This is a genomic window from Bacillus sp. ISL-47 (assembly GCF_018613175.1).
Taxonomy (GTDB): domain Bacteria; phylum Bacillota; class Bacilli; order Bacillales; family Cytobacillaceae; genus Cytobacillus.
Window position 1 is genome coordinate 128,092 of record NZ_JAGGQS010000002.1, and the last position, 24,568, is coordinate 152,659.

20 protein-coding genes and 3 pseudogenes are annotated in these 24,568 nt (G+C 41.0%); 8 read left to right on the forward strand and 15 right to left on the reverse strand.

Annotation, left to right across the window (positions count from 1 at the left end):
- Positions 1–38: 38 nt before the first annotated feature.
- Positions 39–776: an SDR family NAD(P)-dependent oxidoreductase gene (locus J7I93_RS01265; RefSeq protein ID WP_214722621.1), complete on the reverse strand. Its 738-nt coding sequence runs from the start codon at positions 774–776 to the stop codon at positions 39–41.
- A 428-nt stretch (positions 777–1,204) separates the two neighbouring features.
- On the opposite strand from J7I93_RS01265, the pseudogene J7I93_RS01270 reads away from it, so the two are divergent.
- Positions 1,205–1,363, forward strand: a pseudogene (locus J7I93_RS01270) (UGSC family (seleno)protein); the annotation flags it as partial.
- A 128-nt stretch (positions 1,364–1,491) separates the two neighbouring features.
- On the opposite strand, the gene J7I93_RS01275 reads toward J7I93_RS01270, so the two are convergent.
- Together J7I93_RS01275 and J7I93_RS01280 are read right to left on the reverse strand one after the other, a co-directional pair.
- Positions 1,492–2,562, reverse strand: a complete 1,071-nt coding sequence (locus J7I93_RS01275) for a hypothetical protein (protein WP_214722623.1) — start codon at positions 2,560–2,562, stop codon at positions 1,492–1,494.
- Positions 2,563–2,575: 13 nt separating this feature from the next.
- Positions 2,576–3,628: a hypothetical protein gene (locus J7I93_RS01280; protein ID WP_214722624.1), complete on the reverse strand. Its 1,053-nt coding sequence runs from the start codon at positions 3,626–3,628 to the stop codon at positions 2,576–2,578.
- Between the two features lie 295 nt (positions 3,629–3,923).
- Here J7I93_RS01280 and J7I93_RS25325 point away from each other — a divergent pair.
- Positions 3,924–4,022: pseudogene (locus tag J7I93_RS25325) on the forward strand (UGSC family (seleno)protein); the annotation flags it as partial.
- 424 nt (positions 4,023–4,446) lie between these two features.
- On the opposite strand, the gene J7I93_RS01285 reads toward J7I93_RS25325, so the two are convergent.
- Together J7I93_RS01285 and J7I93_RS01290 are read right to left on the reverse strand one after the other, a co-directional pair.
- Positions 4,447–4,827: a hypothetical protein gene (locus J7I93_RS01285; RefSeq protein ID WP_214722625.1), complete on the reverse strand. Its 381-nt coding sequence runs from the start codon at positions 4,825–4,827 to the stop codon at positions 4,447–4,449.
- A gap of 424 nt (positions 4,828–5,251) precedes the next feature.
- Positions 5,252–5,500 carry a YuzF family protein gene (locus tag J7I93_RS01290; RefSeq protein WP_214987730.1) on the reverse strand — a complete coding sequence of 83 codons (249 nt, stop codon included), beginning with the start codon at positions 5,498–5,500 and terminating at the stop codon, positions 5,252–5,254.
- 243 nt (positions 5,501–5,743) lie between these two features.
- Here J7I93_RS01290 and J7I93_RS01295 point away from each other — a divergent pair, with 243 nt between their 5' ends.
- A complete protein-coding gene (locus J7I93_RS01295; RefSeq protein ID WP_353050248.1) occupies positions 5,744–6,832 on the forward strand; it encodes a GIY-YIG nuclease family protein in 1,089 nt (362 codons plus the stop codon).
- 103 nt (positions 6,833–6,935) lie between these two features.
- On the opposite strand, the gene J7I93_RS01300 is transcribed toward J7I93_RS01295, so the two are convergent.
- A complete protein-coding gene (locus tag J7I93_RS01300) occupies positions 6,936–7,127 on the reverse strand; it encodes a hypothetical protein (RefSeq protein ID WP_214722626.1) in 192 nt (63 codons plus the stop codon).
- Between the two features lie 821 nt (positions 7,128–7,948).
- On the opposite strand from J7I93_RS01300, the gene J7I93_RS01305 reads away from it, so the two are divergent.
- Entirely contained in the window at positions 7,949–8,158 is a 210-nt protein-coding gene (locus tag J7I93_RS01305; RefSeq protein ID WP_214722627.1) for a hypothetical protein, read from the forward strand.
- 277 nt (positions 8,159–8,435) lie between these two features.
- Positions 8,436–9,026: a guanylate kinase gene (locus tag J7I93_RS01310; protein ID WP_214722628.1), complete on the forward strand. Its 591-nt coding sequence runs from the start codon at positions 8,436–8,438 to the stop codon at positions 9,024–9,026.
- A gap of 466 nt (positions 9,027–9,492) precedes the next feature.
- Here the strand turns inward: J7I93_RS01310 and J7I93_RS01315 are convergent, their stop codons facing one another.
- The gene (locus J7I93_RS01315; protein ID WP_214722629.1) at positions 9,493–9,915 is read right to left on the reverse strand and encodes a DUF5661 family protein; all 423 of its coding nucleotides are present in this window, start codon (positions 9,913–9,915) and stop codon (positions 9,493–9,495) included.
- 356 nt (positions 9,916–10,271) lie between these two features.
- Positions 10,272–10,712 (reverse strand): annotated as a pseudogene (locus J7I93_RS01320) (hypothetical protein); the annotation flags it as partial.
- A gap of 299 nt (positions 10,713–11,011) precedes the next feature.
- Here J7I93_RS01320 and J7I93_RS01325 point away from each other — a divergent pair.
- Positions 11,012–11,818: a cupin domain-containing protein gene (locus J7I93_RS01325; RefSeq protein ID WP_214722631.1), complete on the forward strand. Its 807-nt coding sequence runs from the start codon at positions 11,012–11,014 to the stop codon at positions 11,816–11,818.
- A gap of 951 nt (positions 11,819–12,769) precedes the next feature.
- On the opposite strand, the gene J7I93_RS01330 is transcribed toward J7I93_RS01325, so the two are convergent.
- Together J7I93_RS01330 and J7I93_RS01335 are read right to left on the reverse strand one after the other, a co-directional pair.
- A complete protein-coding gene (locus tag J7I93_RS01330; protein ID WP_214987727.1) occupies positions 12,770–13,180 on the reverse strand; it encodes a CBO0543 family protein in 411 nt (136 codons plus the stop codon).
- Complete coding sequence (locus tag J7I93_RS01335; RefSeq protein ID WP_214722633.1) at positions 13,149–14,294, reverse strand: DUF2515 family protein; 1,146 nt, start codon at positions 14,292–14,294, stop codon at positions 13,149–13,151. The genes J7I93_RS01330 and J7I93_RS01335 overlap by 32 nt, the downstream gene beginning before the upstream one ends.
- Before the next feature lie 69 nt (positions 14,295–14,363).
- On the opposite strand from J7I93_RS01335, the gene J7I93_RS01340 reads away from it, so the two are divergent.
- Positions 14,364–16,238 (forward strand): terpene cyclase/mutase family protein, encoded by a 1,875-nt coding sequence (locus tag J7I93_RS01340; protein ID WP_214722634.1) that lies wholly within the window; start codon positions 14,364–14,366, stop codon positions 16,236–16,238.
- A 168-nt stretch (positions 16,239–16,406) separates the two neighbouring features.
- Here the strand turns inward: J7I93_RS01340 and J7I93_RS01345 are convergent, their stop codons facing one another.
- The 5 genes from J7I93_RS01345 to J7I93_RS01365 form a co-directional block, all read right to left on the reverse strand.
- Positions 16,407–17,981, reverse strand: a complete 1,575-nt coding sequence (locus tag J7I93_RS01345) for a SagB family peptide dehydrogenase (RefSeq protein ID WP_214722635.1) — start codon at positions 17,979–17,981, stop codon at positions 16,407–16,409.
- A 22-nt stretch (positions 17,982–18,003) separates the two neighbouring features.
- Positions 18,004–19,947: a TOMM precursor leader peptide-binding protein gene (locus J7I93_RS01350; protein WP_214722636.1), complete on the reverse strand. Its 1,944-nt coding sequence runs from the start codon at positions 19,945–19,947 to the stop codon at positions 18,004–18,006.
- The gene (locus J7I93_RS01355; protein ID WP_214722637.1) at positions 19,944–21,905 is read right to left on the reverse strand and encodes a putative thiazole-containing bacteriocin maturation protein; all 1,962 of its coding nucleotides are present in this window, start codon (positions 21,903–21,905) and stop codon (positions 19,944–19,946) included. Before J7I93_RS01355 ends, J7I93_RS01350 begins: the two co-directional genes overlap by 4 nt.
- Before the next feature lie 179 nt (positions 21,906–22,084).
- Complete coding sequence (locus tag J7I93_RS01360; RefSeq protein WP_214987725.1) at positions 22,085–22,447, reverse strand: heterocycloanthracin/sonorensin family bacteriocin; 363 nt, start codon at positions 22,445–22,447, stop codon at positions 22,085–22,087.
- 253 nt (positions 22,448–22,700) lie between these two features.
- Positions 22,701–22,796 carry a YjcZ family sporulation protein gene (locus J7I93_RS01365; RefSeq protein ID WP_214722638.1) on the reverse strand — a complete coding sequence of 32 codons (96 nt, stop codon included), beginning with the start codon at positions 22,794–22,796 and terminating at the stop codon, positions 22,701–22,703.
- Positions 22,797–23,115: 319 nt separating this feature from the next.
- On the opposite strand from J7I93_RS01365, the gene J7I93_RS01370 reads away from it, so the two are divergent.
- The gene (locus tag J7I93_RS01370) at positions 23,116–24,540 is read left to right on the forward strand and encodes a Na+/H+ antiporter NhaC family protein (protein ID WP_214722639.1); all 1,425 of its coding nucleotides are present in this window, start codon (positions 23,116–23,118) and stop codon (positions 24,538–24,540) included.
- The last annotated feature ends 28 nt before the right edge of the window (positions 24,541–24,568 follow it).

Below are 24,568 nucleotides of genomic sequence, written 5' to 3' on the forward strand. Positions count from 1 at the left end.
TACAATTTGTTTTAAAAAATAGATAACTTTTTTCTAAATTATTGTTCACCCTGCATTTCAATATTTAGGGATACGGGAATTGACCTAGGTGAGGTATTTAATAACCATATTATTGCATCTGCAACGTCTGCTGGCTGAAGCATTTTTGCCTTCTGGCTGGAACTCATTGGAGCCCTTTCCGTCATATTATCGCGAAATTCGGTATCAACTTGAGAAGGGGATAATAATGTGACTTTTACATTGTGCTGTTTTGCTTCTGCATACAAGCATTTTGTAAATGCATCTACTGCTGCCTTCGAGGAGATATACGCAGCCAGGTTTTGAACACTGCGAGTAGTCATTACGGAAGAAATGTTAATGATATGGCCTTGCTTTTTCTTATACATATGCGGCAACAAAAGCTTACACATCAGAAATGTTGATCTGCAGTTTACATTCATTACCTGGTCCCATATTTCTATAGAGGTATCATCTATTTTTGACCAGTGGCCCATACCAGCATTATTAATTAGAACATCTACATCTCCCACTTGGTGTAAAATTGTATTTATATTATTTTGAATTGAGATTTCATCCTGTAAGTCAAATACAAAATATTGCGCCTTTCCTCCTTTCATCTGTATGTCTTGACATACTGCTTCTAATTTTTCAGTATTTCTCCCAGTTAAAATTACATTGGCACCTTGACTTGAGCATGCCAGGGCTATAGCTTTCCCAATTCCACGGCTCGCTCCAGTTATCAATATGCATTTATCTTTTAAAGTATTACTTTCCATTTTCTCTTGCCTCCTGCTCCTGATATTATTTCTGGCAAATAGTTTCATCTTTATAAATTGCTAGTTTTGATAATAAATTTATATGGGGATTCCCATATAATAGGCTAAAAACCCATGAGTAAAAGTTTAATTCAGGCAAAATTATAGATACTATATTTAGTTAATTTATATTCATAAAAAATAATCTCATGCTAAGACGGTGTAAATACTTCTATTTTTCACACTCAAATCACTTTTTTGCTTAAAGGTAGAGTTCCACCAGGTGAATATCATGATTTTACATACCTAGGCAAGAGCATAAGAACATTTTTAGGGCTACAATAACTTGAGAGGCTAATAATCTGAAGGAGTAAAATGGGATATTCTAGCTTACATGACACTCAGTTTCCGAAGCCGGCTACAACGACATGCAATCTGTTTCCGTCAATTTCTTCGTACAAGGAATAACTGCCACCCAGGTACAGGGATTCAAGAATTACCATATCGTTGAAGTATTTCACCCGATCGCTACCGCCCTTCCCGCTGCATTAGAGCAGGAAGCGCAAAGAATCACCGATGAAGTTCTGTCTGTTCTGACGAAAGAGTGATTACATACAAAAAGCCTTTCATCGCTGGATGAATAGGCTTTTTGTCTTTATATCCAACTTATGTGAACCTCAAGAACGCTGTAACTTCCAGCTACTATGCCTTCTCCTTTATAATAAAAATCTATGAGTTAATTGTCTCCTGAAAAGCCTATCTCGTTAGAAATAAAAAGCTTAAGGCTTCCAAACGTTGATTCATTTTCATCCTCGTTCAAAACATTTAATTTCACTTCAAAATCAACAGCATCTTTTGGTATTTTAACTATTTTTGAGTTCTTGCCATCGAGGTCATCGAAAATGAGTCCGCTAACTATATCATCATCTTCATATAAACGCATGCCTATTTCGAGTGTTATAGAGGAATCAAAATTCCATGTCCAGTCGTAATCAATAAAGATTTGGACTTCATCCGTCGTAAAAATGCCAATAGCATAAGCTTCATGCGTTTTCAAAGGTCCAAGCTTTTCTACAAAGGGCTTAATGATATGGGTTTCTGTATCAGCTGCATGAGCATCAAATATAGATGAATCATCGTCCCTGATAAATAAACTGCCCCGCACATGAATGTTCCTGAACATATCTGAAGGCGGCGACCACTCTTTTAAAAGCGGACTGTCATTCACAATTACACATTGTCTCTCCTTTATATTAATACCTTTTATTGCTTTATTCATTAAATTACATGGATCCGTGTTGTGGATCTTATCAGCTGGATCCGGATTAATGGGATCATCATACTTTCCATTTTCACGAACCAATAGAGCATGTCCAAGTTCATGAGCTAAATGATCGGAAGTGGCGCCATTTGTTAATAATACTGAGAATCGCTTCTGGTTATCGACTTCTTGGAAGTAAAAACAAGAGGTTGATACGCCATCTTCGAAAGTATCTCCCCCGATATAATAGACAGCAATTTCATCTTCCGTGCATTCTTTCCGAACAGCCAATAATTGTTTAAGCTTAGCATTTGCTGCCGTATCCGGAGCATTCGATAGAGTGCCGCAAAATGTGATTTCTTTGTTTTGAAAAGAAACGTTCAGATCTGGTAACTGTATAGGTGTAAACCTGTTTTTGATCCTGTATTCAACCCCGCATTGAGTCCAAATGGCTGAAGCTTTACGTACGTCTTCCAGAATGTCTTTATCACTCTTGCTGACACCGCGAGTTATATAGATACAAAGTTTTACACACTTGTTACTCAATTTTCTAACCTCCTTATGGGTTCGGGTCTATATCGTTAGAAATAAATAACTCTAAATACCCAATATCATCAACTTCATCTTCTTCTACATTAATAACATTCGATTCAACCGCAAAATTTTGAGCATCCTTAGGAATGATATCCGTTGATAATTGAAGCCCATCAAGATCATCGGTCGTCTTGCCATTGACCCCTTCATATAGGAATAAGAAAGAATTAAGAGTGATGGAGGAATTCATACTCCAGCAAAACTCTAGTATCACCTTGACCCGAACTTCATCGACAACATGTGTGAACTCCCAAGTATTCACTATATTGAAGGGATTCACCTTCAACTCTTTATGGGGTAAGACAAAGGTTTTAGAGTCATCATCATCAGGCCAATCATAGTCGTTAATAAACAAAGTACCATCGATTTTAATTAATCGAAACAGGTCAGCAGGTGGCATCGGTTCCTTTAATAGGGTGCTTTTATTCGCAAGTACACATTGTGGTTGAGTGATTTTAATCCCGCCTACCGGAACGTGCATCAAGTAACATTGATCAGTATTGTGAATTTTATCTGCTGGATCCCTTTTCGGATCAGGATCATCATAGTTGCCATTAGGACGAACAAATAATGCGTGTCCAAGCTCATGGGCAAGATAATCTGTATTTATCGCACCGGTTGTTAATACAATAGAGAACAGCTTTTTTCCAGCGACTTGTTGAGGGTAGAAACAGGAGGTTGTGGTTCCATCTGAAAACGTTTTTCCGCTCACATAATAGACAGCAACATCCGTTTCATCACATTCCGGACGAAATGCTAACATTTTTTCAAGCCTTATATTCACTGCCGTATTTGGAGCATTTGTTAAGTCTCCACAATGGGTTATTTCTTTATCAGCAAATGAAAAATTTGCCAAATCCGGCAAGTCAATTGATGTAAACTTCTTCTTAACCTTGAATTCGATTCCGCATTGATTCCAAATTAACGATGCCCTTTTTACATCATTTTCAATGTCAATACTTTCGACCCCATCTCTGGGCGTAAAATATATACATAAATTTACAATCTTATTTGCCAATACTTCACACCTCCGTAGGATCATGGATTGGTTTAGGATATGAGCTATATATCCACGTTTCATTTAATAAGGGTTAAGGTTTCCAAAATTGGACAATTGAATTCATTTTTCCATATAAAGGCTCAGGTAAATTTAAAAGTAATGTATGCAATTCACACTTCAATTCCTATGACATATGTAAAAGAAACTTTAATCAAATTTGCTGAAGTCTTATTCCCTTATAACTCAAAAACCTTTTTAATTTCCTGTACTCTCGCCCCGGATCAAGGTGATACTCATAACTTGAATGAAAACGGAAGTGTTTCACCCGATCGCTACGGCCCTTCCCGCTGCATTTAAGCAGGAAGCGCAAAGTATTACCGGTGAAGTTCTGTCTGTTCTGACGAAAGAATGAGTACAGACAAAAAGCCTTTCATCGCTTGATGGAAGGCTTTTGTCTTTATATCCAACTATTTTAAACCGCTAAACTAGGAGATAGAACTTCTGGCTTGTGTGCTCTCTCCTTTATCTGCTAATTATTTTGAGTATTAAGCCTGGCACCTTGGCAGCACCAATTAAGTCCTTTCTCTTATCATCCAGCATTGGGAAGGAACTTCGAATTAAACTTGTCTCTCTATTATCCTTTCACAGAGTAATTAACTGTGTTGGGCCTGTCCCCTATCTATTTTGTACCAGGGCATTTCTGCAAGAACTTAATAGGGAGAAATTAGAATCAGGTTATTCAATAAACCAGCTTCCATAAGGGACAAATGTGGCTGCATCAGCAATTCGCAGTCCATGTGCAGGAAGATCTGTAAGCGTTCTTCCTGTGCCGGCAACTACGCTAATCTCCAGTTTACCACCTGCTGGTCTTCCTTCAATTGCTTCATAGTCACCCTTGGGGAAGTCACTTTAATAAAAGGAAACGAATTAACGGGTATTGCTACATTATATACTCTGCACTTGTTACCAGGAATCGTTTCTTTAGGAAAAGAAGCTAACGTTCTTTCGTTGATATTACTAGCGGAGGGAAGCATGATTGTGGTGGTTAAATCAGGTCTGCATTCTTCGACGACAACGCTCGCTTGAAATGCTTGGTTGGAGTGATTTTTAATAGTAACAACAAGTCTGTCATTCACAAGGTTCCCTTGATTTAAAGCAGGGATATGAATCGGACCAGAGCTCACAGTTAGTCCTTTCCGATTTTCGCAGCTAAGCATTTTACATTCCTTCTTTCCATTTAAATAAATGATTAAAAACTTCATTAGCTATTGGTTTGTCATTTCTCCAGTAATTTTGACTGTTTATTTTGTGCTGCTAATTTATGTCCGTCCTTTTCTTGATCAATGGCTGCTAAGGAGCCATAATACCTAAATTAAGAGAATAATTTAATTACAACTCCACAAATGATCGTTATCTCTTTTCTGTTACTCTTATTATATTTAATGCAAATATCTATGATTTGTATAAGTCATCTTCCTAGCTGAAAGCAACTTTTTATATTAAACTTTATTTTGCTCGTACCACTTTACTCCATTTTGCATATCTCTAGTGCCGCCAAATGCCCTTGAGCACACAAAAAAGCTGCCTCATAGACAGCTCGATCTTTAATTCTTGCAATCGGATGTTTAAATAAGGTAAGAATTATTTAGACTCTGGCATAATCCAAATGATTTCACTAATACGAACAAAGAATGTAGAATCATGTTGTTGAACCACTACATGGTCAGGTTTTGCATCAGCAATCGTTCCGTCTACTGGACCGCGTGATGTATCAATAACCACTCTCTTTCCAATCAGGCTATGAAGTGCTGCATACACAAAAGGCTCCACTACTACAACTTGCATCAGTCCATTGGGTGAACCCTGTTGATTCATTCCATTACGATACATGTTATTCCTCTCCCTCCAACTTGCTCTATTTTCCCTTGCTCATATTATGTACGCCTAACTTGGTTCGTTCCCACCTGCCATAATATATGGGTGGTTTCAAGGAGCAATCGAATCTGGAATTCGTCCCGCCCCTGAGTGAATAACTTAAAGCGATAATTTGCCAGTTTCCCGTTCAATCGTGATAAAATACTTGATAGATATAATCGAGTAAAGGGCTGAGTAACAATAAATCTATCAGAAAAAGTGAAAAAGCTGCCCTTATCACCGGGCGTTTATCTTATGAAAGATTCCTCTGACCAAATTATTTATGTAGGCAAGGCGAAAAACTTAAAGAATCGGGTTCAAACCTATTTCAGGCATTCGAGTACTCATTCGCCCAAGGTAAAAAAACTGATCCATCACTTAAAGGACTTTGAATATATCCAGACAGATACCGAATTTGAAGCATTCATGCTGGAATGTCAGCTCATTAAGGAATGGCATCCGATGTATAATCGGATGATGAAAAGCCCGCAGTCCTTTGTCTATATAGGAATTGCGGTCAACACTGATTATCGCCAAATCGAAATAACTTATAACCCTGCTGCGCGTGACGGCAAACTATATTTTGGACCCTTTACAAGCAAAAATACTGCGGCAAAAGCCATCCAGGGGATAAAGGACTGCTTTAAACTAAATTGCAGCAATCCTTACCATTCGAACACAGCTTGCTTAAATGTCTCGTTAGGATTGTGTAATGGTCTATGTATGGGAGGTGCTGCGATCCAGCAGTACAATGAAGTCCTGGACAAGTTAATTGCATTTCTTAATGGCCAAGACATGAGGCTAGTCGAGGAAATGGAGCACATGATGATCACCGCAGCTGAGAAATGTGATTTTGAAACTGCCTCAAAATATAGGGATTCGATACAGGCAGTAAACGCCTTGTTAAAAAAAGAAAAAATGATCGAGTTCACAGAAAAAAACCATCTAATCGCCATCATCGAAAAAATAAATGATAGCTTCATTAAATTTTTCCTTATTAAAAGGACAAAGGTCCTTTTTAGCCAAAAGTATTCAATAGAAAACAATCTTGAACAGCTGAGTGAAAACATAAAAACAACGATCTTACCCTATTTAAAAAACCATGATCCTACACCGATCGATGTAAGCAGGCATGAAATTGATCAAGCCCAGATCATTTATAGTTACCTAAATAGCAAAAATTGCTCTTATGTAATCATTCAGGAAGAATGGCTGGAACCAAAAAATCATTCCAATATTGACTTTGCTCTTAACCAATTACTTAGTGATGCCCAACTTAAGCAGCCGGGGTCAGAAACCTTTATTTGAACCCATGAATGAAATAAACCATCTATATTTTGGGTATATAGATGGTTTATTATATCCTAAGGAATTCAGTACCTAATGGGGGACTGACCCCCATAATCTTCTCTTAAAATTTCCAAGGGGGAGTTCTGGCTTTTCCTCTTTTTACCTTTCCTTCTTTTTCAAAGTCCACATAATGGATGATCTCAGAGAGAATCTTACATCCATCTGCCTTTTCAAACTCTACTCTCGCTTCATCCTTGTTATCATACTCAAACATTTTAATGCTGTCTTGTAAAAAAAGGGTTAAAATCCACACGTCAATTCCCTCCCTGGATAGTAAGAGTAGCCGATCTATCTTTCTGTACGAACCAAAAACACGAATGGATTCGATGTTGTATGTATGATCTGGCTGTATGTATCAAGTCTCTTTTAATTCTTTGTTTCTGGGAACCTATGAAAATCTCTCCGTTGAAACCCTTCTCCAATAACTTTTAATCTACAACTTTGCCTTTTACAAACCAAAATTGAACCTACTCTAGAAACAGTTTAAAAGCAATGGAAATCAGCCAGCCAAGAGCAACTGAGACGGATAGATAGGTCCCAATATAAAGGAAAAGCTCCATCCACGTTTCCTCCTTGTATCCTTTTGACACGAATACTACTAATCAATGCAAAATAGCTTTCTCACAAGGTGGTTATGAATCTTGCTGCTAAACTCTAAGGCAATCCGTGACTGCTGCTAGTTTATCTTAAGTCGATTTCCCCCCTCTCCTTCCTAAAACAATGTCATTATAACAAGTCATTCTTAAAAAAATGTCGAACCATCGGAAGTACACCTAATTGTAAATAGACTGTTAACTCCCCTTAATAAACCGCTGTAAAAACTAATAATTGTCTTATAGAAGAAATTTTGCTGCTCCTGAGTTTTCCATGAATTGCAAAAATACATACTAGATTCCTTTGTAAAATTATTTTAAGAACAGCTCTCTGAAAGTTTATTGTTATTTTTTAGCACCCTGTTGATTGGAGCGGAAGGCACGAGCTCCTCGAAAATGCATTCGCATTTCCTTCGTGCGGTGCTTAATCAAGGAAGCTTATTCAAAGTCCTGCGGGAGTGCGGATCAAAGGGAGTGCCTCGTGCTGAAATCAACAGGCCAATTTAACAGAGCCTTAAGAATACTAACTTTTGAATTTTCTGTTAATATTAACGAATTTATGCAAATTGGAACGAATATTAATGTACAATCATATAAGGGACATCTTCACTCATTATTAAAAAGAGCTTTCCAAATGGGTGCTGCAAAAGAACAGACTATAACTTTCCCGGGGGAGATGTTTCTTTCTTAAAATTTGGCTGTTTTCTAAAAGTTTGTTGTTTTTATTTTAGATTTGTGAATAAAAACATTGATAAATAAGGTTGGTTGATTGGAGCGTAAGGTGCGAGACTCCAGCGGGAGGAGTGGGACAGGTGAGACCCCACAGGCGCTGCGCGCCGAGGAGGCTCACCGCCCGCCCCGCGGAAAGCGAGCATCCTGGAGCGGAAATCAACCTTTCCGCACAACTTGTTTAAAAAGCAACAAAGTTTATGAAAACAGCCTAAAAATCTTAATAATGGAGGTTATGTATGTATCAGATTAAAGGAAAAGAAAAAATATTTATTTATACCGGCCCTGATGGTTCAGGAAGAAAAACCATTGCTAAAATGGTCGCTACTGCGTTTGATATGCAAACCGTTCTTTCCTACACCACCCGCTCCCCCCGGCATTATGAAAAAGATGGTGAAGACTATCAATTCGTCACTGTAGAAACCTTCAAACTTATGCAAGAACAGCAGGAATTTCTCGAGAGTGTTGAAATCGATGGGTATTATTATGGGATTCGCGAAGAAGATATCGTCAAGGCATTTCAAAAGCATAACCTCATTTATTTGACTTTGAATCCTGAAGGTGCAGAAAAATTAAAAAAGGTGTATGGTGAACGTGTCATGTGCTTCTTTATTTTTGCAGATCGTGATACGGTTATTGAGCGTCAAAAAGAGCGTCAGGATCCTGAAGAAGACATAAAGCGCCACATGGCCCATTACGACGAAACCCTGGGCTATAAAAAGAACTATAAACATGCATTTGAAAATTATGATGCGCCCCAAGTCGCTTTTCAAATTAGTGAGTTAATCGAAACATTTTTAGAAAGAGACGTCATTGTTACGGACTACTAAAGTAATAGGCTGATAAAAGGCTGGATGAATAGTTTCAAAGACGTTCTTTTAAGCCCTTATTACTTTGAACATGGCAAAATGATAACCCAAATGAATGTTAATATTGTGAAGAAATACCTTTTCCCGCACAGAAAAAGCATATCTAAAAATAAGAATAAAAGCAGTGGATTTCGCAAATGAAATTCACTGCTTTTGATCGTTTCTATTATACTTATCATCTTTTATGTATTGGGCAATTAAAAAATGATGTTTATGGCAATATGTTTTATGAATGTAAAAAAGCCTAAATATACATGCAGTGTATAAAAACTTGCGTATTTTAGGCTCCTTTATTTTTATTTCTTATTGTTTCAAAGCACCCATTTGTAATTCTTCACAATCAAAACCATTAAATTGCTGAAATGTATGTTGCAAATCAAAAATTGTTATTTTGGTATTCAAACAATACAAATTTCTAATAGGATAATTATTTGTTCCAATATGCTTTTGCTTCCTCCTCAAGAACTTTTAATCTTTTATAATAATCAGGAAACTCGCTAAGATGAGCCAATGCAATTTTCCCCGTAATTAGTGGGTCATCCCCTGTAACATTCGTTTGGCTGGATTGTTTCCCGTGTTCAAGTTCAGTATTTACCCCCATCCAAAACTCATCTAAATCAAACTTATTTTTGGTAAAGTCAATACCTAAAAGTAAAGCTATTGCTGCTGCTTCCTCTTTTGAAAAGCTAGTTCTGCCCCTATTTAAACTATTCGATGCAAAATTATTAGTTGTAAACCTAGTTTGATAATTGTTAAGTAAATTTCTATTTGATAAATGAGTAAAATTCGTACAATCGTTAAGATAATTAGGGTACTGATTCATATACGGAAAATGATTATGGTAGTACATATATTTCACTCCTAAAACAGTAATTAACCATAAGATATGTTAATTACTGTTTTAGGAGCGTGTATTCCAAAAAATTGAACAAGCAATAAATTCACCAAACATACGACTTGGCTTATTAATCTAAACTGTACCGTTAGTACAACGAGAAAAGCTTTAATCCTTCTTGGACTAACGCACCATAGTAATGCACCCCTGGGTTAAGTGCAATCATTACAATCCAGACCTCTAATGGTCGGATCCCATAGAGTGAATTGGAATGTGTAATCAATTTATTTCATTAAAATAATTGTGGATATCCCTCAAAGGAAGATTATCCACCTCATTTCCTTAAGGCTCCCATAGACTCACAAAGGGAACTATTTTTTCCAAACATCATTTCGGGCTAGGCCTCTTTCGAATGCATCCAAATGGTTCAATGATGCATTTCTTAACTGTGTAAAAACTGTTCTGACATCCGTCGGAAGATTTAAAGAAAGAAATTTATTATACATACTTATATTCTCAATCTCGCCTTGTACTCCAAAGGCAAAAGCGTTTTTTATAGTTTCAGGGGTAGTAACAAACATCCTTGAAATATCTTCTGGAACAGGTACTTGATATCGTTCAAAAAGAGGAAGTAACGCACTAATATGCCTTAATTCAGCTTCTTGGATTCGGGCAAACGCACGTATATAACCAAAGTTTAAAAGAATATTATTATACCTAGCCTGAGCAAGAAATTCGTCTTGTAAAGCATAAGTTAGCATCTGAGGTAAGGTTAATGTTGGGGCATTCAAAGCCCCTTTGGCTCCGTAGTCGTTAGCATTTTGTCTTTCTAATGATTGTTGCAAATTATGATAAGTGGGTTGATTATGGGAGTAAAAATTTTTCGCATACATGGATTGTATTTTCACCTCTTGAATTATTTTCCTGCTGCTGAGCAGTTGTTTTGGCCCATCGCGCTCCTAATTCCAAATTATTCTCCTATTAGACTATATAAAGGGAATTGAAATGTACCTGGGATTGTAAGAGGTCATTTAACATTAATAAGTACATTCCTCTTCTACGTACATAAGATAATTTATTGATAATAAATAATATGAAGGGATGGAGGAAAATGTACTATATGCCCTACACGTATCAAAATCCTTATTATGCAAATGTACCAGCGCATACTTACGGAAATCCTACTGGTTATTGGGCTCTTCCTAATGAGTTGACATTTAGTTCTTATCGGTCTTTTTATGGTGATAACAGAAACGTATTAAAGGATTATGGATCAAACCCATTTGTCATAAATATCAATGAGGCCGCCAAACAAAACAACACGTATCGTACTGCACTATGGACAGGAAATCATTTGCAGGTTACATTAATGAGTCTTAATGTTGGCGAAGATATCGGATTGGAAATTCACCCTGATGTGGATCAGTTCTTACGTATTGAACAAGGTCAGGGGATTGTGCAAATGGGCAAAAGTAAAGATAATTTAAGTTTCCAATGGAGAATCTTTGATGACTCTGCTATTATGATACCGGCTGGAGTGTGGCACAATGTCACAAACACAGGAAATGTTCCTTTGAAACTGTACTCCATATATGCCCCGCCAAACCATCCATTTGGTACCGTTCATAAAACAAAGGCAGATGCAATGGCAATGGAAGAAGGTTTGGCTAATGGAAATGGGAAAACACTAGCTTTCGGAAAGACTCCTGATGAATGGGTAAGACATACGGAGTTTTTGGTAAAAGAAGGCTTGGAGGACGTTAAAAGAGGAATTAATATGACACACATTCTTCAAGAGTTTATTCTAATGGGAGTTCTTGTAGGGAAGGGATATTCTCCTGAAAAAGCATATGAAACAGTAGAAGAATGGGAACGTACAGGAGAATCCAAACTTCTTCAGGAAAGCAAAAATATGTAGAGCAGCCGTAATTAAACAATCAGATGCTTTTGTTAAAAAAGACTATAATATTTCCTGCTGCATTAAAAACTTGCGGATCACGGTAACGTGTTCAGATATCTGTCACTTTTTATAAAAATACGTTTATAAATCTCCTTATATTTGTTATGCACTTTGTCCTGCAAAATGCAGTGCTTTTTGTTATGTAAGAACATTACAAAGAGCAAAATGCATTTTATGGCCAAGGTACATTTTAAAACTGAATGTTGATTTCACTGTGTTTGAAAAATAACAGGAAAAATTCCGTTTAAATTGGGAAATACCCATATTTCCTTAAGAATAAGCGGAGTTTTTCCGCTTATATGAACCAAATTTTAGAAGTTTGGCTTATTTAGAGCAGTTAACCGGAATTCCTCCGCTTATCTCTGCTTCTTAAGCTTTCTCTATATACATTAGCCGGAAATTCTCCGCCTATTAATTCTCATACCTATACGAAAATCATCAATGAATATTAACAGAGCCAAAGCCAAAGAAAAACGTGGTTTTGTAAATAAAAAACACAGCATTTTGCAGTCCAATTTGCGAGGTAACAGAAATCTCTGTAACCTTACATTTTGATATACGATTGGACTGCAATTTCACTTCTATTTTTATAATTATTCGCGTTATATCGATAAAAAATGCCATCAAATTCACTTACAAATTGATGGTCATTTTAATATACATTTTGGATTTTTGTGACTTGATCACGGGGAGTCTTTTTGTATTATTTTTGCGACATTTTAATTGTCTATCCGTGTGTAAATTTAGCTTCAATTTATAAAAATGCACCTCTAATGAAACCCTTAATGGCTGTTACATCGCTTTTCCATGTTCATCTACAGTTAAACATATTACATAACTATTGTTGTTTATTCTTTTCCAAATAAAAAAGAGCAGCATGGAAACTATAATTCTTTCCATGCCAGTCTCTTATTCTCTCTCCCTCTTCACCCATCCATGAAATGCATATACCAGCCCAATAAATACGCAATAGCCCACAAACGTATTCAAGTGGTTCCAATCATCGGCATGAACGAACAGTCCCAGATCCTCTGCCACTTTTTCCATAACCGCCATCGCCAAACTGATGAACAATACCAATAGGACCCTTAACCAGCTTTTACACCTTTGCATGATTTTCAAAAGAAGAATCATGGTGATGGGAAGGACCAGCAGTGTAAATCCTATATTGATAGTAAAAATCGATGGAAGGGGGCGAATCGGAAAGTCGTAAAGCTCCTTTCCGACATAATAGAGATCTAAATAAGTCCCCAGTAAGGAAGCCAGCAGCATGGCGGGTATGTAGCTTTTAATGCCAATTTGTGACGGCTTTTTTTGCAAGGGCTGCGAGCTCGAGTCTTTCAAGTGTTTGACAGTATGCATCCTGAATCTCCCCATTAATGTTATCTTCTAATTCATTAAAATCATTCAGTCCATTGTCGTGATCAAACCAATCCCCTTTTTCCGCTTCTGCATGTCTTACGTTTTCCCATGCGTGTTCAAGGGTGGGACTAAAGATTCTTCTCCCTCCTGGCCTCAGTTTGCACGATTTTAATTGAAATTGATATTTTTCACCTGGAAGCCCTTCATGGATCACATTAAAAATGTTTGGCCAATAATCCTTCCTTGAGCCCGTATGGGGGTGGCGGTTCGCCCACTGTTCCGTGAGTGCCAGCACATCCTTGTTCCTGAAAAGAACAGCATACAGCCTCTTCCCTAATAAGATTCGTTCATGCAATGACTCAAAATGATATAAGGTCTGTCCCCTCAAAAGAGTCGCTCCTCCCTTTTTGTATGGGAAAAGGATGTGATTGAGTGATAGCAGCTCCTGAAGCTTAAATTCAAGCTTTTGAAAAACATCATGTTTATAACTGTGATTCTGAATCACCCTTTTTTCCAGATAGCTTTGTTCATTAATAATCAGGGCTATCGTGAGAAAGTTTGACTGCGGGTTTCTCCAGAAGCAATTCCAGGTTGCTTCCATAAAGACGGAGATATTGAAGAAAGGAAACAGGAAAAATAACGGTCTGTTTCTTTTCAGGCTTTCACGATAAATCAAAAATTGCGGATAGGCATCCTGAAAGATAAGCCAATTCCCTCTTTCCAAAAAAGAAAAAAAGGATTGCTTCTCCTTGTCCGATAATAATCTGGACAGCAGCTCACCCTTAAGATCCGTCATGTTCCAGCCGCCATTCCGGGAAACCATATGCCCGAGAAACGCCCAGTGAACCTCCGGATACTGCCGGTAGAAATCCAGATAAGCTTTTGTTCTTGTGACATTATTTTTATTCCATTCCTGGGTTTCACGTTTAATTTGCTGCAGGATCTTCTTTTCTTCTTCTGATAGATTTACAGCTTTCTGGACTTTTTTCCTTTTCTTTAATTCTTCTTTTATTGCATCCATAGGGGATTTTTCTTGTTTTTTTCGCAAAAAGATTGGGATCCCCTCCTCCATGAATTCTCCCCCTGCCAGATGAATATGTATCAGTATGATGAATTTTACCGGGAGAGGAATGTGCATATCATGACCAACACCATTCATGGCATTCACAGGTTAATCAATAAGCTAAAAAATGAGCAGTCCCATGATGGATCATGGAAATATCCATTTGAAACAGGCATTTCAACAGATGCCTATATGATCATTTTATTAAGGACACTGGAAATACATGATGAAAAATTAATTTGGGGGCTGGTTTCCCGCATATTGAGCAAGCAGAATCAAAATGGCGCCTGGAAGCTTTTTTACGATGAAAGGGATGGAAATGCCACTGCCACGCTGGAGGCTTATTACGCGCTTTTATATTCCGGCTATGTTCAGAAGGAAGACCCGAGGATGATTGCTGCCAAGCAGTTTATCCTGGAGAATGGCGGGATGGAAAATGTAAATCTATTTACGCAAATCATGCTTTCTTCCACCGGACAGTACGAGTGGCCCTCATCCTTTCCAATCCCTGTCGAAGTTATGCTTCTGCCTCTTTCTTTTCCCTTTAACTTCTATCAGTTTTCTGTGTATGGGCGAGTGAATCTTGCGCCAATTCTGATTCTGGCAGAAAATAAATTTAGTTTAATAACGAAAAATAGCCCCGACCTTTCCGATTTAAGACTGTCCCGAGCTGGCATACCGAATTGGGGAATTCAGGAAGAATGGCGGTCTTTATTATCCTCTATCAAAGAGGGCATTGAAGAATTATTGGGTTTGCCCGAGCAGCTGCACTCAATGGCGATGGACCGGGCAAAAAAATATATGCTGGAGCGCATTGAACCGGATGGAACGTTTTATAGTTATTTCAGTTCGACCTTTTTAATGATCTTTGCGTTATTATCCCTGGGTTACTCAAAGAATGACCCAATTATTAAAAATGCCGTGAATGGTCTGAAATCGCTTCAGACAGATATAGACGGCCTCCCGCATATGCAATATGCAGATGCCAGTGTGTGGAACACGTCCCTTATTAACTCCACTCTCCAAATGGCCGGTGTCTCCCCTGAAGACCCCGTTGTTCATAAGGCAAACACCTATCTGCTAAAGCGTCAGCATGATCAGATTGGGGATTGGGTCATTCATAATCCAGGTACCCTGCCGGGCGGATGGGGCTTTTCAGATGTCAATACAGTCAACCCTGATGTGGATGACACGACCGCTTCCCTGCGATCAATTGCCAGAAGCGTTAAAGGCAGTACAGGTTATCAGCAAGCTTGGGACCGGGGCATAAGCTGGCTTTTGTCGATGCAGAATGACGATGGCGGCTGGCCTTCTTTTGAAAGAAATACCGAGAATCCTTGGCTCGATTTTCTTCCGATTGAAAAGGGGGAATATATTTTTGGTGACCCGACCTCCGCGGATTTAACAGGAAGGACATTAGAGTTTTTGAGAAACTATACAGATCTTCCAAAGGACCATCCTGCTTTTAAGAAGGCGATTAACTGGCTCTTGAAAAATCAGGAACACAATGGTTCGTGGTATGGCAGATGGGGAGTTTGCTATATATATGGAACGTGGGCTTCTCTCACAGGGCTGATGGCTTCAGGATTATCTGCAAACCACCCATCCGTCCGGAAGGGCACCGGCTTTTTGAAGAGCACTCAAAACCGTGATGGCGGCTGGGGAGAATCGTGCCTGAGCGACAGCCAAAAGTCATACGTCCCCTTGAATGCGAGCACCATTACAGACACCTCATGGGCAGTGGATGCTTTGATTGCTGTTGAAGAAAAACCGACACCAGCCATTCAAAAAGGAATCCATTATTTGCTTAACTCGATTGATAAAGAAGATTGGACAACAGCCTATCCCAAGGGGCAAGCCATGGCAGGAAGCTTCTACATCCATTATCACAGCTACCAGTACATCTTTCCCCTGATGGCCTTGTCCCATTATCATCGAAAATTCGGACAATAACACATCGGAGGGTGAGTTGGCCCATCCATATTTTAAGTATCCAAGCATAACAAAAGGCGCCTCCCTAATGGCTTCTGGCCAATAGCAGATGGCGCCTTCCTGTGAAAGGCAGTTTAGTAATTTGATAGAGGTATCTCAAATTCACATCCAACAGCATCTTCGCCTTGCCTAGCTAATTAAATTCCCCCGCAACCATGGACGGGCCCGGTAGAAGCCAATCGGGATTTGGATGAGGCTTGTTTTTCCCTGTGAATCTATCCTGTAAATTTCATCACACATTTTCGCATCAAATCCGAGAAGTGGATGCCCGCCCATCCCGAGGGCTGTCGCCGCTAATAGCAGTCGCTGCACAAGCATGCCGGCTTCCATTTGCTGAATGCGATAGCCTCTGTAGCCAAGTGCCTTTTTATAGAAATCTTTATCCCCTGCAACATGCAGGCATAGGGGGACTTGGAACAAATTCACATTACCGGCTGGCATTCCGTATTGCAGAACAAGTCGATGATCTCCGTGATTTATCTCCCGAAGTGAATGAGTATCGCTGTCATAATAATAAGCTCCATTCGGAATGCCCTCCACATTATTCAAACAGGCATAAAGCGTGACACGTGACTTGCGCTTATCAAATGCCCCATCTAAATCGTTTCGGTACGAGCACGAAGCAGTTGCCTCCTGCAGCAGAGCTGCCAGCTGGTTCCCGCTAACCTTTCCTGAAACGAAATCCATGTCCGGTGAATACCGATTTCTGCAGACTGATGCCAGATCATAAGATATCCTTTTTACATGAGGAAGAGCCACCGCCCTCCCCTCACAATGGCTCTCATCCGGTGTGATTTGGTGAAACGATTGAGTTGATTCCAGCATGGATGCTTGATTTATGCTGGTTAACATGGGAAATTCTTTCACTCTATGTGACCTGACGCAGTAATGATTCTGAATCGAGGTCACTTCCTGGCACAAATCGGAGGCTGAGACCACCCCGTCTATGCTGCTTCTGTTCGTAAACCAGCTGGTCGGTTCAACGGACAGCGGGATAACGGCATATACGCTCTCCTCCTGTTCAGGCAGTCCAAGGAGATGGTTGACGGCGCGATCAAGAAATTGGAAGTACACCCCCGCTGCAAAACCAAACCTCTTCGAAACCTCCAACAATTGTCCAATCACCACACCTGCATCCAAGCCTTGCAGACGATAAGCAAAGTTATTGTATTTGAAGAAATTTTTCCAAAACATGGTCGACACAAACACAGTACCAAAACAAGAGGATACATCACAGCGATTGCCAAGTGCCCGGGCTACATATGAATCAAAATTGCCTTCACGCAGCAAGACCAGGCGATGGTGCAGCACATCATAATGGTACAACCCCTCCGGCAAATCCTCCATTTTCAGATACATGTATAATTCGTTGGGGTATAAACCTCCGCCAGAAGGAACAGGCCTCCGAAACGACTGCATAATATTATCCGCTTGTTCATTGGAACCAAATGGAGTGACAGACTGGGAAAATTGATTAAGGCCGAATACATACCAGAGAAAATGACCGATTCTCCGAAGGTCAGGCTTTGCCGGTGCCTCCCATTCTTCAAGAGAAAGGGGAACTTCCAGCGAAAGGGGAATAACCGGCAAACCGCGGTAAAGCTTATAGGCAAGCGGTGCATCTTCCCAATCCACTTCCCAATCTGTTGGGCTTATCTGATCAATATCAAAATGCAAATTGTGCAGGAATGTCTCTAGATTCATCCTTTTACCTCCCAGTCAGCGCTTATGGAAACGGGTGCGGATGTGGATTAAGCTGCTCAAATGTAAGCGGTTCTTTTGCATACCCGAGTTCCATTGGGACCCTTAACACCCTCTCAAGCCCTGAAACGCGTGTTAGGTGATGTCCGAATGTCATAGGCAGCATCCCTGGGATCAGCACTTTGACACAATGTAATCCGTTCCGTCTAACTTCCGGTGTGGTCTGATCCACCACAATGACATCAAGGTTCACTCCGTGTAACACTTGAAGAATGTCCTGCAGATCATCTGTCAGGTCTGCATGTCTCCCCTCCCACTTGAATTCCTCGGAAAACGTACGGAGCGGCCGGTTTTCATCCAGCAGGAACTTTAGGCGCTCTTCCGCTTGCGGTAAACCGTACAGCATCCCATGATCATCCATTTTCCCCACGAGGGATGAATCTTGCAGCATTCGCAAAAATTCCTCCTGGTTCTCTTCAAATTTATTGTCAAGTGTCATCATCATCCCCGCTAACTCGTGAACCGCGCTTTTTACCGCCCGTACGGGGTCAGGATGGGCTCCTGCCGCACAAATGATATTTAATCCCTTTTGCTTCCTGTTTTTCGCCATCGCCCAAATACTTGGAATGCCGTGCTCCATTGTCGCGTTATAGATATACAGATCATATCCTGCTACCGCCTTCACACGATCAATCATTAACTTCAATTCCCGATCATTTGAGGAATACGGATCAAGACGCGGAAGGGCTAGCTTGCTGTACCAAGTCATCAGGAACGAATCACGCTCCACCACTTCTAAAATACCGTAGAAAATCGCCTCCTCCAGGCTCCCGCCAAGTGCACATCCGTTGGACGTTTCATAGACAAATCCCTGCCCGCAGCCCATGCTGTAATAAGCAAGCAGCTCAGGAACCAGAATGGGACGCTCCTGCAAAAACGAATAGCCCCACACCCACTTCATTGGAGTATCAGGATCAAACTTTTTAAATGGAAAATCCGGCCGTGCATACTGTACATCCGCATGCACACCTACTTTAACAGGATTAAGGGCCTGATCTTCCAGGTTGCGGAAACTGTCAAAGACTGCTGTCCTTTTTCCACGCGGCGCCATACCGCAGGATCGCTCAAGCCCCTCCAAAATGGCAGTCAGCTCGCTTACTTTATATGAATGCGTACGGCCTGCTACGCCTTCGTCCCCAGAAAATAACGGCAGGTTTACCACTACATCAGCAAACGGAGGTGTGAAATCATACATTTTACCATTCATTAATCCAGTCTTGGAATCCAGATAATTTTTGACGAGCGTTTTATTTAAATCCTCCAATGAACGGCAGCGGTAACTGTCTGCGCTTATTTTTGGACTTGGCTGCATGGAGATTCGGGCAGCTGCATTCGAGTCTTCAGGCAAGGAACTGCAGACCGGACACAATGAATCTGGTAATATGAAATGGCTAGAGGTTTTAAGTGTTTTCAGGCTGATCAAAAACAGGCGGCCATCCAAGTCGGCCAAGCTGCCCTCAAGAACCCTTTGCACCTCCGACACGACCAGGTAAGCCATTTGTAAAAGTCCTGTTCGCGATGCCCATGCGTCACGCATTAATCCGTTGTTCCCTTCCAGCCCCTGCTGCAGTGCCCACATCTCTTCGCGGTCACGCCCAGCAAAGAGTTTTCGCGTGTCCGCACACTGTGAACACCCCGGCGTTCCCGGGTGAACCAGCGGACCAACCACACCCTCGCCAAATGAAACAAAGCCCCGCAGCCAAGGAATACCGGATGACCGTGACACCTCTTCAGCCTTTTTATGAATGGCAGGAATCCAGGCATCGTTCAGCACCAAAATCAAATCGGTTCCTTCCGGCAGTTCTGGCTCGAAGTTTATATGACGAACTATCTTATATTTGGCGGGCAGTTCTTTGCATACGCTGTCCGCCAGCAGTCCTTCTCCGACAACTACTACGACAGCACTCACTGAGATTCCTCCTCTCGCAGTAGCACCCCAAACACCCCTGCCAGATGCTCTTTTAAAAATGGTTCAAGCGAAAATTCGCAGACTAAGAACTGTTTTTTGTTCCGTTCCAGCACCTGAATAGCAGACTGCAAAACCTGGGGTTGCGCCGTCTCTTCACAAGGAGGGATTACAAGGCTAAGAGGCTCCTTATCTTCCAGAAGCACAGATGATGCCTCCAACGCTGTTGGCTTATGTTTGCTCGTTGAATTTTGCCCCTGTATGAGCGCGTGCTGCAGCGCTTTACGGAGCGCTATTGTTCTATTAAAGCCTGCACTGCCAAACCAGCGATCGTTCGTGCCGACCCAGATCACAGGGAAACCGCACACTTCCCCACCCATGCAGATTGTCGGTGCTCCCTGTATCGTTGTCAATGCCTCCAAATAAAACCTGCAGCGTTCATCCTCTACTGCACTCAAATGCAGCGGAGAAACAGCATTCTGATCCGCTTGACGATTAGCCAGTTCCTCGTCCAAACACCTATCCAAGCCGCGGAAAACACCCTCTGCAAATGTTTCCCCTGCTCCCACACCAACAAAGTCCTTAGAATTTCCTATATCCCCATCTATTTCGCGATGTGGAAGCAGAGCCCCAGCGAGCTGAACAGCCATCCGTGACACATACGCTTCTATCCCGGTCAGACCTGCTTCCCTGCGTGCCTCCTCATGCCTCAAATCTGTACAGACAATGTTTGGCAGCAGCTCAGCCGGACCCTCGGACAACGGGTCCACTGCCTGAACCTCGCACTGCGCTAACGGAAGCTGCTTTAAATCTCCCTCCTCCCATTTATGAAAAACCCCTGATTCTTTGGATGTCAATTGGCTGAAGAAAAGAAACAAACTGTTCGGGTCACTTCTGCTCGAACTCTGTTCGATCTTCAGATCAACATCTTGAATCCATTCGCCGGCTGTATTTCCGGTCAATATCGGATGAGGCAAGAATGAATGCCAATTTCCTTCCAGCGTCTCCAGATTAAGCAGAAAGAACTGATTTCTCTGTTCAGCACTGATCAACCCTGTAGTCTCTTTAAACAGTTGAAACACGATTAAATTAGCCAACATTGCTCCTGCTGTGGAGGAGAAGGTGTGTAATTGCTTGTCTTCGCAAAACGCAGATTGATGTATGCGGTGCCATGCGGACTCCCAGCACCCTTCTGAATCCGGATGAACCAGTGGACCTGCCAGACCAGCCTGTTTGTGGAATATAGCAGGAAGGAACAACTTCTTCTCTGCCCTGCATGCGGCATGTATAACCCGCAGTTCCTCTAGATCGCCCGCATCCGACACATATAAAATGGAATCATACGGCTGGATTATTTCCTCCCAGGAATAATCTTCTTCCTTCTGATGTTTTACCTCCTCTACTGAGACCTCAGGGTCTGTTTGACGGGCATGTGCGATAATATCCTTCAGCCTCTGTCTATTAGTAGATTCCGGGTCCGTAATAAGCATATGGACCTTAGGTAATCCGGACTCAATCAGCGAAGAAACCAGGGAAACAAAAAAAGGGCCTGATCCTGCTGCCAGCACTTTTGCCCGACGATAGGCCTGAAACCGGTAAGCACCCGAATCCCCGAAACTTTCCAGGAATTCAATTTGAGAAGCAAACTTTTCAAGAACACGATCTTGTAATTGATGAGGGTGGTCTTGGCTTACATCCCGAGCAAAGCCATTTCGATAAAGCACTTCCGCAATTTCAAATACCCGATCCCTATGTGGACCCGGCAAACCGGCTGTCAAATCCCCCAATGAAAATTCACCATTAAACATTGGTATCAGCTTTTGAACCCACTGATCGATCATATTGCCTTCCATGCGGAAGGAGCTTAAATTGTTCCGAAAATACACACCCTTGGTTGGATCAGGGAGAAAAAACGTGTCCCTTTTCACCTTCAGCCGCATAGAAGGGGTCAAATTTTTCATTTCGCTCCTCCTTACCCAAACTATTCCTATTTATGAAACATACCTTTCTCTATAATCCTATGTACCGAGATTTGTCTCATATGTCTGCCCCTTAGAAGAAAAGCCCCTGCATGCAGCTGCAGGGACTCCTTTTTTGATTGTCCAGCCAGTTTTATATTAAACTGGCATTATTGTTAAGGCTAGCGACCGCCACAACGTCCGCCGCAGCGTCCCCCGCAACGTCCGCCACAGCGTCCCCCGTGAAAACAGTTAGAGCAGCGAAAACAATTAAAACAGTTAAAACAACTGAAGCAATTAAAGAAAAAGCAGCTAAAGCCAAAGCCAAAACCTATACCACCGCATAACCGGGCCTGATCATTATAGTACTGGTTTTGATCCCAAGGAATCGCCTCGTTCGCATGGAAATCACCAACATTCAACATTTGAAGTTCTCTTTGGAAATCATTCATGTTCATACCTCCGTATTTTTTCATAAGATGTGCCAGCAACATGAAAGGGGCATAAGAAGAACAGCAGAAATCAACAGTAATTAAACGAATCATTACTTTCAATCTCTTCTCATCAAAATATGTGTTAGGATGGGGTATTGTTACTGAATCAAACACCCATATTTATTGGGTTTTGTTTAACCGTGCAGCACAAAAAAATGTCTCTTTCATAAAAGGTACTGCAGAGTACATTTCAACAAGCTCGAGCCATCGCTTAAGAATGCATCTAAATAGGAAAAAGAAGCGTTTGATGGACGCTTCTTTGAATTTGTGGAGGTGTACTTATTTGTTTGCACTTTCTTAATTATTAATAGTACCCTTTCCCAAAGGATGTACCGACAATAATTAAAAGAACGAAAAGCACTACGATCAATGCAAAATTAGAACGTTTACCATCTGACATAATGTATCACCTGCCTTAATTAATAATTAATACAGCGTATGTCCTAACGATTAGTATCGTAATGGACAAACATGGAAATAGGTAAAAATTGAATAAAGTGTGTATGGAACTTATGGAATTAGATCAAGGCGTTTTAAGTTATCTTATTAACCCCCTAACAGAGAGCGAGCATTTTATTTTCCTAATTGCCTAGCAGCAAAAATTTCGGTGCTTCACCCAATACGTTAAGGTTTCAATTATGCGGTCAGCTTCCAGGAATGGACCTTCCTGCCTTGGCTATACTAATTCAGTAATAGCATTTTCATTGGAGGGCAGAATATTGGATCAAACATGGCTTTCTCTCTTACCATTTGTAATCGTCATAGCAATGTCTATCTGGCTTAAAAATATCCTGCCGGGACTTGTTGTTGGTATTTTAGTTGGCTCCATTATCGTTTCGGCAGATTTACTGTCAGGAACCGAGCAATCTGTTACTTACATGGTCAATACCTTGTCCGATGAAACCAACATCAAAATCATCGGGTTTTTATATTTATTTGGCGGCCTTGTCGGCATGATGAATATTTCGGGCGGCATTAAGGGTTTTTCCGAATGGGCCGGTACCCGGATTCATACGGAACGGGGGCTGCTGGGCTTTGTTTGGATTACCCTCCCTTTTACCTTCATGATGCCGATGTTTCGGATCATGATGATTGGCCCGATTATAAAATCCTTGATTAAAAAGATGAACCTGTCCAAGCAAAAGGTCGGCATGACGCTGGATATTTCGACAGAGTCTATTATTGTGCTCCTTCCAGTTGCGACCGCATTTGTAGGGTTCATGGTGTCTCTGGTCGAAGGCGGCATCAGCGGCCTTAACCTGGACATGTCTCCTTATGAAGTGTTTCTATTAAGTATTTTGTTTAACTTCTATGCCATCATCATGCTGATCATAGGGATTGTGCAGACGCTTTGGACTCCTAAAAGAACAAAGCAGCAAGACAAACCGTTACATAAGGACTTGGAAGAAGAAGAGCATGAATTCCATCGCATGGGGATTAAAAGAGAATTATCCCTCGTAAAAGCACAGCCCTGGCATTTGATTGTCCCTGTCTTTTTGCTGCTTGCTTTTTCTCTTTTTCTTTTATGGAAAGACGGCATGGCTCAGGGAGCGGAGACGATCTTTGAAGCCTTCTCCATGGCCGATGCAACCTTTGTGATGCTTCTGGCCGTTTTTATCACATTGGTATTAACGTTTGTTTTCTACGTTTTGAGAAAAGAGAAAATGAACGAAATTCTCTACCATTTTTATGATGGCGGCAATCAGATGATGGAAGCCATCAGCCTCCTCATTTTGATCTGGACATTAACATTGGCGGCAGAAGATCTGGGTTTTTCCAAATTTATCGGCAGTTCCCTTGGAAGCTTTCTGCCTGCTTTTTTGACTCCAGCAGCGATTTTTGTGCTTGGATCTGTTGTTGGTTATTTCATTGGCAGCTCATGGGGAACGTGGGGTCTGTTCATGCCATTGGGTATTACTCTGGCCGTCTCAACCGGCGCCTCTATCCCGCTGACTGTTGGCGCAGTATTTGCAAGCGGTGCATTTGGGGCTTTAACCTCCCCGCTTGGCGATACGACCATAACGACTGCCTCCATTTTGGATATGGATCTTGTGGATTATGCACGTTATAAGTTAAAGATTTCCGTCATTGGCGGTGTAATAGCGACTGGTTTATTTATTATAAGTGGATTTATCATTTCTTAAGAGGACTGCCTTATCCCAGTTTTTTTAC